The sequence below is a fragment of the Paenalcaligenes niemegkensis genome, assembly GCF_022230885.1.
Taxonomy (GTDB): domain Bacteria; phylum Pseudomonadota; class Gammaproteobacteria; order Burkholderiales; family Burkholderiaceae_B; genus Paenalcaligenes; species Paenalcaligenes niemegkensis.
In genome coordinates this window covers 224755-239262 of sequence record NZ_JAKGCT010000001.1, presented here as the reverse complement: position 1 = coordinate 239262, position 14508 = coordinate 224755, and the positions used below count along the sequence as shown (strand labels likewise).

Below are 14508 nucleotides of genomic sequence, written 5' to 3'. Positions count from 1 at the left end.
GCAAGACTATCATCGTAACAATAATAAGGTATCAATTTAGCCACATCATAAGAAAAACTAATGATGACCCTGATTTGAGCTTATGAGTTGGGTTGCCAAAGAGACTATATGGCTGTGCTTGTGAAAAAAAACCGCAGCACCAGGGGCTGCGGTTTGTGACAAGAGCTAAGGTCTTTATCCAAGCTTTTCTTTAAGCAGGTCGGTAACCTGCTGCGGGTTGGCCTTGCCGCGAGCGGCTTTCATGACTTGCCCCACCAACGAGTTGAATGCCTTGTCCCGGCCGCCACGATACTCTTCTACGGTTGCGGGGTTGGCAGCAATAACCTCGTCGACCATGGCTGAAATGGCGCCTACATCGTTGATTTGCTTCAAGCCTTTGCTTTCAATGATGGCATCGGCATTACCGTTTTCCTGACCTTCCCACATAGCCTGGAAAACATCACGCGCGATCTTGTTTGAGATGGTGCCATCAGCAATACGCGCAATGAGTTTTGCCAATTGTTCAGGCGTGATTTTGGCGTCGGCCAGTTCGCGCTCTTCACGGTTAAGGGTGGCTGCGAGCTCACCCAGTATCCAGTTGGCGCTAAGCTTGGCCTGCGCATTGCTCAAGGCCGCATTGGTTTGTTCAAAGAACTCTGCTGTGCTGCGGCTAAGTGTTAACTGAGCGGCATCATAGGCGCTCAGGCCGAAGTCATCCTGGTAGCGCTGGCGTTTGGCTGCGGGCAGCTCGGGCATCTGGCTACGCACCGTTTCAATTCTTTCAGCAGAGATCAGCAACGGTGGCAGGTCTGGGTCGGGGAAGTAGCGGTAGTCGTTGGCATCGCCTTTGGTACGCATGCTGCGCGTTTCATCCAGCTCGGCGTCGTAGAGGCGTGTTTGCTGGATAATTTTGCCACCATCTTCGAGCACTTCAATCTGACGTCGGGCCTCATAGTTGATGGCGCGCTCAAGAAAGCGGAAAGAGTTGATATTCTTGAGTTCGCAGCGGGTGCCCAGTTCAGCTTGCCCCTTGGGACGTACAGATACGTTGGCGTCAACGCGAAATGACCCCTCTTGCATGTTGCCATCACAAATGCCCAGCCAGACGACCAGACTGTGCATGGCACGAGCATAGCCCACGGCCTCTGCCGCTGAACGCATTTCTGGTTCTGAAACGATTTCGAGCAATGGTGTGCCGGCGCGGTTCAAGTCAATTCCGGTTGAGGACTCACCATGCGGACCTGTGAAGTTTTCGTGCAGTGATTTGCCGGCATCTTCTTCCAGGTGAGCTCGCGTTAAATTAATTGTGCGTTCTTCTTCGCCGACAAAAAAACTGATTTTTCCACCTTCTACAACCGGATGCTCGAATTGGCTGATCTGGTAGTTTTTAGGCAGATCAGGGTAGAAGTAGTTTTTACGGGCAAACACTGATCGGGGCGCGACATGGCCGTCGACCGCCAGGCCAAAACTGATGGCCTTGTCGACGGCGCCCGCATTAAACACCGGCAAGGTGCCTGGCAGCGCCATATCGACAGCACTGGCTTGCGTGTTTGGTGCGGCACCAAAGCGGGTGCTGCTGTCAGAGAATATTTTAGAGTCGGTCGAGAGTTGGGTGTGTGTCTCTAACCCAATAACAATTTCCCATTCCATTATTTTGTTTCCGGTTTACGTTGATGCCAGTCAGTGTCTTCTTGGTAACGGTCAGCCAAGGCAAGCAGTTGCCCTTCATTGAAGTAGTTACCAATCAGTTGCAGGCCTATAGGCAAAGGCTGGGCATCGTTACTGAAGCCGCAGGGTATAGACATGGCGGGAAGCCCGGCAAGACTGACGCCAAGGGTGTAGATGTCGGCCAGCCAGTCAGTAGTAGGGTCATCAGAGTGCTTGCCCAGAGGCCGGGCCAGGGTAGGTGTAACCGGCCCCATCATCAGGTCGCACGATGCAAATGCCTTTTGGAAGTCGTCGACAATCATTCGGCGCACACGCTGGGCTTGCAGGTAATAAGCATCGTAGTAGCCTTCTGACAATACATAGGTACCCACCAGAATACGACGTATGACTTCATCACCAAAGGCTTCAGTGCGTGATCGGCTGATCATTTCTTCGAGGTTGCTGTACTGCTCTGCGCGATGGCCGAAGCGTACGCCGTCGAAGCGGGAAAGATTGCTGGACGCTTCAGCAGGACTGATGACGTAATAGGCAGGAATGGCTTCGCGCGTAAGTGGCAGCGAAACGTCTACACGTGTTGCACCCAGTTTTTCGAAATGGGCAATGGCTGTTTCAACGCTGGCCGCAATCGCATTAGCGAGCTCGCCTTCAAAGTATTCTTTAGGTACACCGATGCGCAGGCCAGCTAAAGGCTGAGCAGGGTTTTGAGCCAGGCGCTGCTGCCACTGCTTAAAGTCGTTGCGCACGCGATCGCCTGTGTTCTTCTGACCCTGGCAGTAATCCAGGCTGGTAGGGTCGCGTTCGTCAAAGCCACTGATTGTGCTTAGCACTTCGAGCAGGTCTTTGGCGCTTCGGGCGATGGGGCCTGCCTGATCCAGGCTGGAGCCATAGGCGATCATGCCAAAACGCGAGACTGTGCCATAGGTGGGCTTGATGCCGCTAACGCCACACAGTGCTGATGGCTGGCGAATGGAGCCCCCCGTGTCAGTACCTGTAGCTGCAAGTACCAGGCCTGCCGCTACGGCGGCGGCTGAGCCGCCTGAGGAGCCTCCAGGGGTATTGGCCGTATTCCAGGGGTTGTGGGCTGCACCAAAATATGAGCTTTGGTTATCAGAACCCATGGCGAACTCGTCGCAATTAAGTTTACCCAGTGAAACTGCGCCTGCTGTGCTTAGCTGCTCGACAACGCTGGCATCAAAGGGGCTCACGTAGTGCTGGAGCATTTTGCTGCCCGCTGTGGTGCGCCAGTTTCTGGTCACGAAGATATCTTTGTGAGCAATGGGTATGCCGGTCAGGGCTCCGCCCTGATTGGTGGCGATTAAAGCGTCGGCAGCGTCAGCCTGCTTTAGCGTGAACTCGGGGTCCACATGTATAAAGGCGTTTAAGCCGTTATGGGCCGCAACAGCGTCTAAGGCTTGCTGAGCGAGTTCGCGCGCACTGAATTTCTTTTCGCGTAATGCAGAGCTTAGAGCGTGAATGGACGTGTATTCGTTTAATAGTGACATAGTGGGTGTTACTCGATGACAGTGGGCACAAGGAACAAGCCTTCGTCTTGTGCCGGAGCGTTGGCCATCAGGGCCTGTCGCTGTTCTTCGGTAGCCGTGGGGGCAGCTTGATCGGGACGCAAGCGCAACGAGATCTCTTGTATTGCCGCCAGCGGATGGGCCATAGGTTCTACACCACTGGTGTCCACCGATTGCAGGGCCTGGATGAGACCAATAATACGGCCGAAGTCTTGCTCGGCCTGTGCGGTTTGCTCCGGCGAAAGTTCAATGTGTGCCAGTTGTGCAATGCGTGCAACATCTTGCTGTGAAATTGCCATAAATAATTCCGGAGTTTCTATAAATGATTTTAAATGCCCGAGCGGCGGAATGCCGGGAAACAGGCCTTTTCCTGAAAATAGGGTTACAGGGTTTAACCAGACGCTAATTCTGTCTTATGAGATACAAATTATAAGTTATCATTGACCCTTTATTTCTCAGGTGTTTTGTGTGTTCGCTGGTAAATAGGCTTTTATAACCTATTGCACTGATGGCGATGGCGTCGAACATACCTATTTTCCCATCAATTTATCTATATTGCGCGCCCATGTTCGGATTCCTACGCAGTTATTTCTCCAGCGATATGGCGATCGATCTCGGTACGGCCAATACCCTTATTTACGTTCGGGGCAAGGGGATTGTGCTGGATGAGCCCTCCGTTGTTGCGATTCGCCATGATGGCGGACCTAACGGAAAAAAATCATTCAAGCGGTTGGTCGTGAAGCCAAGCAAATGCTAGGACGTGTTCCCGGCAATATCGAAGCGATACGTCCCATGAAAGACGGTGTTATTGCCGATTTCACGGTGACTGAGCAAATGCTCAAGCAGTTTATACGCATGGTGCATCCCCGCAGCATGTTTGCCCCCAGCCCGCGAATAATCGTTTGCGTTCCCTGCGGCTCTACGCAGGTCGAGCGTCGTGCTATTCGTGAATCCGCTCTGGGTGCTGGTGCCAGCCAGGTTTATTTAATTGAAGAGCCTATGGCTGCAGCCATAGGGGCGGGCCTTGCGGTTTCCGATGCCAGTGGTTCAATGGTGGTTGATATCGGGGGTGGTACTACCGAGGTGGCCGTTATTTCTTTAGGCGGCATGGTTTACAAAGGGTCGGTACGAGTCGGGGGCGACAAGTTCGACGAGGCCATTATCAATTATATCCGTCGTAACTACGGCATGCTCATTGGCGAGCCTACAGCCGAACGCATCAAAAAGAAATCGGTTCAGCCTTTCCGGGTACGGAAATTCGTGAGATCGAAGTTAAAGGGCGCAACCTGTCCGAAGGCGTTCCGCGCAGTTTTACGGTCTCTTCTAACGAAATTCTCGAGTCCCTGACCGACCCCTTGAATCAAATCGTTTCAGCCGTTAAAACAGGGCTGGAGCAAACACCTCCAGAACTGGGTGCCGATATTACCGAAAAAGGCATTGCACTTACCGGGGGCGGTGCCTTGGTACATGATCTCGATCGCTTGCTTCAGGAAGAAACCGGCCTGCCTGTTGTCGTTGCCGACGATCCTCTCACTTGCGTTGTTCGAGGTTGTGGCGAGGCCCTGGAGCATCTTGAGAAGCTCGGGGCTGTATTTATCTACGATTAATCAGGTCGACCACAGGTTTGGCGGTTTAAGCGAAACCGTCGAATCTTTATTGGTTTATTCATGCAAGAACAAAGCACAATCCGGCTTTTTAAGCGCGGGCCCTCTGCCGAGGTTCGTTTAGCGGTCTTTGTGGCTTTAGCAATTGTTTTATTGGTAGTTGATGCTCGAAGCAAAATGCTAGAGCCTGCGCGTCAAGCGATTTCTGTAGTGGTGTATCCTTTTCAGCGTGTCGCGATGGCACCGGGGGATCTTGCCGCCTATCTAAGCAGCTGGACTGATTCTGCTGCTGTTGTACGCTCCGAGAAAGAAGCCCTGCAACGACAGCGGGTCGAATTGGCCCAGCTGTCCACCCATGCAGCGCAGTTGTCAGCCGAAAACGAACAATTGCGCCGCTTGCTGCAGGTTGCCGATACGGTCACTCAGCCTTCGGTAGCGGTCGAGGTTTTTTACGAGCCTCCTAATGCCTTTAATCGTCGTCTTGTCTTTAACAAAGGTTCGACTCACGGCATACGTGCAGGTATGCCTGTTATCGATGACGGTGGGGTAGTGGGGCAAGTGGTTCGTGTTACACCCTACACATCCGAAGCGGCCCTGATTACCGATGATAAGGTGTCCATCCCCGTTCAGGTATTACGTAATGGTCTGCGGCTGATTGCGTTCGGTGGGGCTGTGGGGTCCAAAGTTGAAGCACGCTACCTGACTTCTGATGTTGATCTTGAGGTGGGCGACACCTTGATCACCAGTGGCATTGGCGGGCTGTTTCCTGCAGGTTTGCCCGTGGCACGTATTGATAGTGTAGAGCGCGACAGCTCTACTGGCTTTGCCGTGGCCGTCGGGTCGCCCCTGTCCTTTCCCGAACGTTATCGGCATTTTCTGATTCTGTTGGTTCCAGAACCCGTACTCAATGTTGACGACGAGGACATGACAAATGAGCAATAAACCGGAACGCGCAGCTTTGCCGGTGAAACGCTCGTCTTCGTTAAGCTCGCTGCAGCCCATCGATTCCTCACCTTTTAAAAACGCCTCCAGTCAGTGGATAGTCTGGGGTTCTGTTTTCATAATGTGGCTAATGTCGCTGCTCCCATGGCGTCACTGGACACCCGCTCCGGACCTGCTGATGCTGGTCATTGCTTTCTGGGTATTGCATGAACCCAGACGCATGAATATGCTGTGGGCGTTTTCTCTAGGTATTTTGATTGATGTGCATGATGGCAGCTTTTTCGGCGAACATGCGCTCAGTTATGTGCTGGCGGCTTACGGAGCCATTGTGCTGACACGACGTCTGTTGCTGTTCGAACCTCTTATTCAGCTTATACACTTACTGCCGGTATTTCTGGTAGCAAATGCTGTTCCTCGCTTTTTGCATGCCTGGCTGGCCGGCGAATGGGGCGGATGGGGCTGGGTGTTATCCGCTGCGCTAACGGCTATGCTCTGGCCTTTGGTGGATTTCTTGCTGTTTCTCCCCCACCGTCGCTTAGATGATGCCGACGACGGTTCGGCATAATGATGCCCTAGCCCATGTTTGAGTTTAAGAAAACCTCTCATTTGCATCGCCGTCGCACGCTCATTCGGGCTTGGGTGGCTGGCATTGTCGCAGTGGTGTTTCTATCCTTGCTTGGTGGCAGGCTTTGGTATCTGCAGGTGGCGCGTTACGAAGGTCTGGCCGCACGGGCCGACCGCAACCGTATTGCGGTTGTTCCGATTGCCCCGCGGCGCGGCGAGGTAACCGACCGCGAAGGTGTGGTGCTGGCGCGCAATTATCGCGACTACACCTTAAATGTTGTGCCTGCTCAGGTCGAGGGGAGTATTGATGACTTACTCGATTCGTTGAGCGAGCTTGTGTATTTAAGTCCGCGAGACCGCCGTCGCTTTAAACAGGCGTTGGGACAAAACAGCCGATATTCAGAGGTCCTGTTACGCAACAGCCTGAACGAAGTCGAGGCGTCGTGGTTCGCCGCCCATTCTTTTAAATACCCTGGGGTGAGCCTGCAGGCACGCTGGGTGCGCGAATACCCACAAGGTGAGGCCGCTGCCCACGTCATTGGTTATGTAGGGCGTATATCGGAAGCCGACGAAGAAAGCCTTGAAAAGCAAGAGCTATTGGGCAACTATCGGGGCACGTCGATTATTGGCAAAAAGGGTGTGGAAAAAACTTGGGAGAGTACCCTGCATGGCCAAACCGGGGTGGAAGAGCGCGAAGTCACCGCTTCAGGCAGACCCGTACGGGTTCTAAGCCGCATTGACCCCATCCCTGGTTCCGACTTGAAGTTGTCTATCGACATCGGCTTGCAGAAACTGGCTGAAGAGCAGTTTGCCGGACGGCGCGGTGCGCTGGTTGCTATTGAACCTAAAACAGGGGAGATTCTGGCCTTTGTCTCTGCTCCGTCCTTCGATCCCAATCTATTTGTCGACGGTATTGACGTCGAGAACTGGCGCAAGCTCAACGAGTCGCCCGATCATCCCCTGATCAACCGGCCCTTGTATGGTACTTATCCTATTGGCTCGACTTATAAGCCATTTGTAGCCCTGGCAGCACTGGAGCTGGGCAAGCGAGACGCCAAAGATCGCATCTCAGATCCGGGTTACTATGAGTTCGGTGGACAACGCTTCCGGAATGCTGGCAACGTTGCCTACGGCTCTACAGACCTGCATAAGGCTTTGATGGTTTCTTCGGATACGTATTTTTATTCCCTAGGTCCCGAAATAGGCGTCGATGCATTGCACGACTTCAGCAAGCAGTTTGGGTTCGGCCAGGTTACGGGTATTGATCTTGATGGCGAGCGGCGTGGTATTCTGCCTTCGCGTGAATGGAAACGCCAGGCTTTCAAGCAGCCATCGCAGCAGCGGTGGTACGCAGGTGAAACAATTTCTGTAGTAGTAGGCCAAGGCTATAATTCCTTCACCCTTTTGCAACTGGCGCAAGCCACCTCTGTACTGGCAAATAACGGTGTCTATATGCAGCCGCATTTGGTAAGTCATATTATTGACCCGCAGACTCAAGCTCCTAAGCCCACAGTCACGCGCCCCTCCCACACGATTCCGCTCAAGCCCGAAAACATAGAGGCTGTTAAAAATGCCTTGATCGACGTTACGCGTTCAGGTACGGCCAGGCGAGCGTTTGCCGATGCGCCTTATCAGGCCGCAGGTAAAACCGGGACTGCTCAGGTTTTTAGCTTGCGAGGTACTAAGTACGATGCTTCTGCGATTGATGAGCGCCTTCGGGACCATGCGCTGTTTATGTCCTATGCACCGGCCTCAGAACCAGAAATTGCCATTGCCTTGCTGGTGGAGAATGGTGGCTGGGGCAGCTCTATAGCCGCACCTATAGCACGTACCTTATACGATTATTGGCTTGTAGACAGGCGGAAAAAACCATGAAGCGCGTTTGGCAATGGGGGCTGAAAGCGCTGACCGCCTTCGATTGGCCCTTACTCATCTTGTTGTTGATTATGGCGGGCTGCGGTCTGGTAGTAATGCATTCGGCCGTGGGCAGTACCGATTGGCGTTTTGCCGATCAGTCACGACATTTCATGGTGGCCTTTCTGGTAATGTGGGCCGTGGCATTGGTCCCACCGCCCTGGATTATGCGCTTTGCTCCATATGTCTATGCGTTCTCGGTGCTGATGCTGTTGGGTGTAGAGTTTTATGGAGAGTCCAGCAAAGGGGCCACACGCTGGCTAAACTTTGGCGTGGCCCGTATTCAGCCTTCAGAAATGCTGAAAATCTCCGTCCCGCTGATGCTGGCATGGTATTTTCATCGCAATCAGGGCTCCGGCCTTCGTATTGTGGATTTTCTTGCTGCAGGACTTTTGCTGGCGATCCCGTTTTTGCTTATTGTGAGGCAGCCTGACTTGGGCACAGCACTACTGGTGTTCGCGGCAGGCCTTAGCGTCATCTATTTTGCGGGACTTTCTTTTAAGCTGCTTGTGCCTGTTACCGTTTTGCTGGCTGTAGCTTTGGGCGTGGTGCTTTATTACGAAGACCAGCTTTGCGCGCCGGCTTTCGACTGGGTGGTGCTGCGCGACTATCAGAAGCATCGTGTATGTACTTTGCTTAATCCCGGAATTGATCCACTGGGCCGCGGCTTCCACACCATTCAATCAATGATTGCCGTTGGTTCAGGAGGCTTGTACGGCAAGGGCTATATGCTGGGAACCCAGACGCATCTGGACTTTATTCCAGAACGCACTACCGACTTTATTTTTGCTGTGTTTGCCGAAGAGTTCGGCCTATACGGCGGAATCATGCTCCTGGTGCTTTACGCCCTGATCATCCTGCGTAGCCTTGCCATTACGGTGATTGCGCCGACCCAGTTCACGCGTCTTGTAGCGGGTTCGATGTCGATGATGCTGTTCGTGTATGTATTCGTCAATATCGGGATGGTAACTGGCATTTTGCCTGTCGTTGGCGTTCCTTTGCCATTTATGAGCTATGGCGGTACGGCGCTGCTTACCCTGGGAGTCGCCTGCGGGCTGTTGATGGGCGTGTACCGTTATCGGCCGGATCGTGTCTAAAGCGTTAGACAGCTTGCCCGGCCCCAGGGCTGGCGGTCAAAACAGCCAATTACACTTCTGCCCATTCTAGCTGCTGCTGCTCGCCATAAAGACCCTCAACGATTTTTTTGACAGGAGAGGGCAGGCCTACCGAGCCAAGGTCAGTGATAGCAACCCACTCCTGATTAGCTTGGGGTTCCGCCAGAATAGGGGCGGACTGCTTTACATGCCAGGGATTGATATGCAGCTTGAAATGACTGAACACATGAAGCAGGGCGCTCATTTTTTGCTCAGGGGTCAACTGTATACCCATGGCGACACAGGCACGATACAGCTCGTCGCTGTTTTCGTATTGAGGAAAGGCCCAGAGTCCTCCCCAAATGCCGGAGTCCGGTCGCTGTTCCAATAGAATTGCACCATTTGATTCCAGAATCAGCATTTCACAATATCGCTGAGGCTGTACGGTTTTGGGTTTCGGCGTTGGCAGCTCGTGGGTTAGCTGATTGGCATAGGCAAAACAGGTGTTTTTTAGAGGGCATTTAAGACAGTCTGGTTTGCCCCGGGTGCAAAGCATGGAGCCCAGATCCATTTGCCCCTGTGTATAAGCCGCCATATTCAGGTCGGCAGGGCTGCTATCAACCACTTGGCTGGCTAAAGCCCATAGTTCTAGGTCAACTGCACGTTTTTGTGGATGACCATAGACACCAAAGTAACGAGTAAAAACCCGCCTCACATTACCGTCCATGATTGGCGAACGCTCGCCAAAGCAGAATGCGGCGATGGCGGCTGCTGTAGAAGGGCCGATTCCCGGCAATGTGGCCAATAACTGGCTGGAGTCAGGAAAACTCCCGTCAAAATTACTGCAGACGACCTGCGCACAGCGATGCAGATTTCGAGCGCGGGCGTAATAGCCCAAGCCCGCCCAGTACGGCATGACCTCGTCTTGCTCAGCCTCGGCTAAAGACTTTACAGTAGGAAAGCGGGCCAGAAATCGCTCGTAGTATCCCAATACTGTCGATACCTGCGTCTGTTGCAGCATGATTTCCGAAAGCCAGACTTTATAGGGATCAGTATGGTGCTGCCAGGGAAGGTGCTGGCGTCCGTGCTCCCGCTGCCAGTCAACAACAGTCTGGGCGAAAGAGGATATATCCGATTTTTGCGTACTCATGAGCTTTAAAAACGTGTGCTGCGTGTTACCGACCATCGCGCCGCAAGAGCGGCAACGAGAGCGATAAGAAAGGTAGCTAAAAGCAGGCTTACCGTGTCTGGCATATGTAAAAGAATCTGTAATTCGTAGGTGGCTGCCAAACGGTTCAGTGCGTCATTCAAGGGAAGCAAGGCCAATAGCGATAAAGCTACGGCAACGCCGCTGGCGATCAGGCCCGTTAAAGCTCCCTGATATAAAAAAGGACGGCGTACGAAGCTCTCCGTTGCACCGACCAGTCGTGCAACCGCAATTTCTTCACGCTGGCTAAGCGCCTGAAGACGTACAGTGTTAAAGACCGTTGCGACCACAATGACCACTACGCTGAAGCTAAGTAATAACAGTGCGATTTGGGCGAAATGCAGCAAGGCTTCTAGTCGTCTTACCCAGTCGCTGTCGAGCTGAACACGTTCTACACCGGGTTGCTGCTTTAGCTGTTCGGCTATGCGCAGGGCAATAGCAGCCTGTTCTGGCGAATCAGCGAGGCTAAGGATAAGGGTGTGCGGCAGGGGGTTGGACCCCAGGGTGCTCAGCGCATCGGCCCAGATGGGGTTGCCTTTAAGTTCGTCGTAGGCGCTTTCCCGGGTGATGACCCGGGCAGATGCCAGTTCGTCAGAGTATTGTTCACGCAGTGTTGTAGCGAGTTGTCCGGCGGCAGACTCGTCACTTTCTGTGGTCAGGTAAAGCGTAATCTCCGGATTGACAGGCAACTGTGTGGCCAGTGGCTGAGCCGAAGCAAGAATGGCCCAGCTAATGATAGGTACAGCCAAGGTCAATGCGATCACAAAGATATTTGAAAGCGATGAGAATGGCTGCCCGCTTAAGCGGCTTAAGGCCACGCTAAAGGCATAACGGTGTTGCCGTAACCAACGGTTCATTGACTAACCCCTGCTGAGTCGGAGAAGCGCCCGTCATTGATCAGCATCGTACGCCGGGCATATCTGGCCATTAGCTGATGATCATGAGAGGCAATTAAGGTGGTGACCCCCACGCGATTAAAATCCAGGAACACATCCATGATCCGGGCTGCGCTTGCTGCATCGAGGTTCGCGGTAGGTTCATCAGCGATCACGATAGCCGGACGATTCACAATGGCGCGGGCAATGGCGAGCCGCTGTTGCTCGCCGCCGGACATTTCTACCGGGTTGAAGTCTTCTTTGCCGGCCAACCCCACTTTCTCCATAGCTGCGCGTGCTCGTTTAACAGCCACGCTACGCTCCAGCCCCAGGACCTCCAGTGGCAGCAGCACATTATGGATCGCATTGCGATCGTAGAGCAGATGGGTGTCCTGAAGTATTACACCAACGGCGCGACGCAAATATGGATGGGCCCGAGCGCTTAGTTTATCTACGCGCTGGTCTTTAACAATGACCGAACCACGACTGGGGGCTTCGAGGCCTCCTATTAACTTCAATAAGGTGGATTTACCTGCGCCGGAAGGGCCTGAAACAAAAATGAATTCGCCTGAGTCAATATTGAAGTTGATGTCTGCAAGAATATTTTTGCCGCGGCCGTACGATTTAAACACATGCTTAAATTTGATCATAGTTGAAGAATCAAAAGCAGTTATGAGGCACTGTCGTGAGGAAGGCGTCAACAGAGACGCTAATGGCCCTTATTTTATCGCTAAAGGGAAAGCACTGATGTTTTAAAGGTAGGGCTGCATTTACGATCATACTGACATAACAAAAGTTGATTGTAAGCTGCATCCATTTACCAAAAGTAAACAGGGAGTGACAATTCATGAAAGTAATAAAAACGATTGCTTTAGGCACGGCAGCACTAACGATGAGCATCAGTTCTGCTTTTGCAGGCGAGACTTTTGAATCTGTTCGTGGGAAAGGCTTTGTGCAGTGTGGTGTCTCTACAGGTATTCCAGGCTTCTCGTTAGCAGACAGTAAGGGTGAGTGGACGGGTATCGACGTTGATTTGTGTAAAGGTATTGCTGCAGCGGTTTTCGGCGACGCCACGAAATTTAAAATGACGCCGCTAACCACCCAGCAGCGATTTACGGCGCTGCAGTCTGGAGAAATTGATGTCCTGACGCGAAACACAACAGCCACCCTGACACGAGACACCACAGTAGGTTTAATCAGCGCCGGGGTCAACTACTACGACAGTCAGGGAGTCATGGTCAAGAAAGACCTGGGGGTGAGCAGCGCTAAAGAGCTTGATGGGGCCGCTATTTGTGTGCAACCTGGTACCACGACAGAGTTGAACCTGGCTGACTGGTTCAGGGCGCAAAATATTCAGTTCAATCCTGTGGTAATTAATAACCCGGAAGAAGCCATGCGTTCGTTTACGGCTGAACGCTGCGACGGCTTTACCACTGACAAGTCCGGCCTGGCGTCTATGCGCGCCACTCAGGGCAATCCCGACGACTTTGTGATTCTGCCGGAAGACTTTTCCAAAGAGCCGCTAGGGCCGATGGTGCGTCAGGGTGACGAAGAGTGGTTCCTGATGGTGCGGTGGGTATTGAACGCCATGAATGAAGCCGAAGAGTATGGAATCGATTCTAAAAATGTTGATGAAATGCTTGAAAGCGACAATCCCAATATACAGCGTATTCTCGGTGTATCCGGAGAAATGGGCAAGGGCCTGAAAATCGACAACAAATGGGCTTACAACATCATCAAGCAGGTTGGAAACTACGGCGAGACTTTTGAGCGCAATCTGGGCGAGTCTACGCCACTTAAGCTGGAGCGAGGTCTAAACGCGACATGGAATAACGGTGGTTTAATGTACGGCTGGCCGATCCGTTAATTTTCTGTTGTTCAGTGGTTCATGCATCAAGGGGCGGTACACATTGCCGCCCCGGCCTCTATGAGGTGAACCTTTGCTTGCTTAGGTAAACATATGGCTCAAGATAAAGCGTCCCAACCGCCAAAGCGTCAGCTCTCCTGGAATGACCCTTTTACGCGGGGTGTGATTTATCAGCTTGTGATTGTTGGTCTGGTTGCGACCGCAGTGTGGTATCTCGTTAGTAACACACTGCATAATCTTTCTGTTCGCAATATATCTACAGGTTTCGCATTTTTAAACCGCGAGGCCGGCTTTGCCATTGGGGAGTCCGACATTGCCTACTCACCCTCCGATACGTATGGGCGCGCGATTCTGGCGGGGATCGTCAACACCTTAAAAGTATCGGTGATTGGTGTTATTGCAGCCACTTTCCTGGGCACGATCCTGGGTATTGCACGTCTCTCGTCAAACTGGCTGGTTTCGAAGGTGGCCTCTGCCTACGTAGAAGTCATGCGAAATGTGCCGCTTTTGCTTCAGCTGTTTTTTTGGTATGCGCTGATTACCGAAACCATGCCGCGGCCACGAGATGCATACCATCCCTTGCCGGGCGTGTTTATTTCGAATCGCGGCTTGAAAATCCCCCGTTTTGAAGGCGATGCTTTTACCTGGATTATCGGGGGCTAGCCTTGGCGATTGTATTGATCGTCATTCTTTCACACTGGGCCAGGCGCCGGCAGGAACGCACCGGGAAAATGCCGCCGATTATTCGCATTGCCGCTGCCCTGTTAATAGCCATGCCCGTGCTGATGCTTGTATTAAGTGGCAGCTCGCTGGCGCTTAATTTACCTGAGTTACGGGGTTTCAATTTTGTGGGGGCAGCACGTTGACGCCCGAGTTTGCTGCGCTGGTAGCGGGGCTGATAATTTACACTTCTGCCTTCATCGCCGAAGTCGTGCGCTCAGGTATTCAGGCGGTCAGCAAGGGCCAGTGGGAAGCATCTTCGGCCATTGGCCTGTCACGTGCGCATACTTTGCGGTTGGTCGTATTGCCTCAGGCGCTGCGGATTATTATTCCGCCCATGACGAGCCAATATCTCAACCTTACTAAAAACAGCTCGCTGGCTGTTGCCATCGGCTATCCCGATATTGTGTCAGTGGTTAATACGACGCTTAACCAGACAGGCCAGGCTATTGAAGGAATTCTGATCATCATGGCAGCCTACCTCACGGTAAGCCTGTCTATTTCCATCTTTATGAATTGGTACAACAAGCGTATTGCTTTGGTGGAGCGCTAGC

Annotated in this window: 11 protein-coding genes and 2 pseudogenes; 7 read left to right on the top strand and 6 right to left on the bottom strand. The window is 52.7% G+C overall.

The genetic code is table 11. From position 1 onward, the window contains the following. Window positions 1-174: 174 nt before the first annotated feature. From gatB to gatC, 3 genes are read right to left on the bottom strand one after another with little or no spacing between them, the layout of a single operon-like run. Window positions 175-1629 (bottom strand): Asp-tRNA(Asn)/Glu-tRNA(Gln) amidotransferase subunit GatB, encoded by a 1455-nt coding sequence (gene gatB, locus L1889_RS01195; protein WP_238663515.1) that lies wholly within the window; start codon window positions 1627-1629, stop codon window positions 175-177. Beyond that, window positions 1629-3149 carry an Asp-tRNA(Asn)/Glu-tRNA(Gln) amidotransferase subunit GatA gene (gatA, locus tag L1889_RS01190; protein ID WP_238663514.1) on the bottom strand — a complete coding sequence of 507 codons (1521 nt, stop codon included), beginning with the start codon at window positions 3147-3149 and terminating at the stop codon, window positions 1629-1631. Before gatA ends, gatB begins: the two co-directional genes overlap by 1 nt. Before the next feature lie 8 nt (window positions 3150-3157). Then, entirely contained in the window at window positions 3158-3466 is a 309-nt protein-coding gene (gene gatC, locus L1889_RS01185; protein ID WP_238663513.1) for an Asp-tRNA(Asn)/Glu-tRNA(Gln) amidotransferase subunit GatC, read from the bottom strand. 266 nt (window positions 3467-3732) lie between these two features. Between gatC and L1889_RS01180 the strand changes: the two are divergent. The 5 genes and pseudogenes from L1889_RS01180 (at window position 3733) to rodA (ending at window position 9288) form a co-directional block, all read left to right on the top strand. Next, a pseudogene (locus tag L1889_RS01180) lies at window positions 3733-4774 on the top strand (rod shape-determining protein). A 60-nt stretch (window positions 4775-4834) separates the two neighbouring features. Beyond that, window positions 4835-5713 carry a rod shape-determining protein MreC gene (mreC, locus tag L1889_RS01175; RefSeq protein WP_238663512.1) on the top strand — a complete coding sequence of 293 codons (879 nt, stop codon included), beginning with the start codon at window positions 4835-4837 and terminating at the stop codon, window positions 5711-5713. After that, window positions 5703-6278 carry a rod shape-determining protein MreD gene (mreD, locus tag L1889_RS01170; RefSeq protein ID WP_238663511.1) on the top strand — a complete coding sequence of 192 codons (576 nt, stop codon included), beginning with the start codon at window positions 5703-5705 and terminating at the stop codon, window positions 6276-6278. The genes mreC and mreD overlap by 11 nt, the downstream gene beginning before the upstream one ends. A 14-nt stretch (window positions 6279-6292) precedes the next feature. Continuing rightward, a complete protein-coding gene (gene mrdA / locus L1889_RS01165; RefSeq protein ID WP_238663510.1) occupies window positions 6293-8152 on the top strand; it encodes a penicillin-binding protein 2 in 1860 nt (619 codons plus the stop codon). Next, on the top strand, window positions 8149-9288 hold the full coding sequence (gene rodA, locus L1889_RS01160) for a rod shape-determining protein RodA (protein ID WP_238663509.1): 1140 nt from the start codon (window positions 8149-8151) through the stop codon (window positions 9286-9288). Before mrdA ends, rodA begins: the two co-directional genes overlap by 4 nt. A 49-nt stretch (window positions 9289-9337) precedes the next feature. Here rodA and mutY read toward each other — a convergent pair whose 3' ends face one another. Genes mutY through L1889_RS01145 form a run of 3 tightly spaced genes read right to left on the bottom strand, consistent with a single transcriptional unit; the run spans window position 9338 to window position 12017 of the window. Further along, window positions 9338-10435 (bottom strand): A/G-specific adenine glycosylase, encoded by a 1098-nt coding sequence (mutY, locus tag L1889_RS01155; protein WP_238663508.1) that lies wholly within the window; start codon window positions 10433-10435, stop codon window positions 9338-9340. Between the two features lie 5 nt (window positions 10436-10440). After that, the gene (locus L1889_RS01150) at window positions 10441-11349 is read right to left on the bottom strand and encodes a cell division protein FtsX (protein WP_238663507.1); all 909 of its coding nucleotides are present in this window, start codon (window positions 11347-11349) and stop codon (window positions 10441-10443) included. Further along, window positions 11346-12017, bottom strand: a complete 672-nt coding sequence (locus L1889_RS01145) for a cell division ATP-binding protein FtsE (protein ID WP_238663506.1) — start codon at window positions 12015-12017, stop codon at window positions 11346-11348. Before L1889_RS01145 ends, L1889_RS01150 begins: the two co-directional genes overlap by 4 nt. Before the next feature lie 197 nt (window positions 12018-12214). On the opposite strand from L1889_RS01145, the gene L1889_RS01140 reads away from it, so the two are divergent. After that, window positions 12215-13234 carry an amino acid ABC transporter substrate-binding protein gene (locus tag L1889_RS01140; protein ID WP_238663505.1) on the top strand — a complete coding sequence of 340 codons (1020 nt, stop codon included), beginning with the start codon at window positions 12215-12217 and terminating at the stop codon, window positions 13232-13234. Window positions 13235-13327: 93 nt separating this feature from the next. Continuing rightward, window positions 13328-14507, top strand: a pseudogene (locus tag L1889_RS01135) (amino acid ABC transporter permease). Window position 14508: the final 1 nt, after the last annotated feature.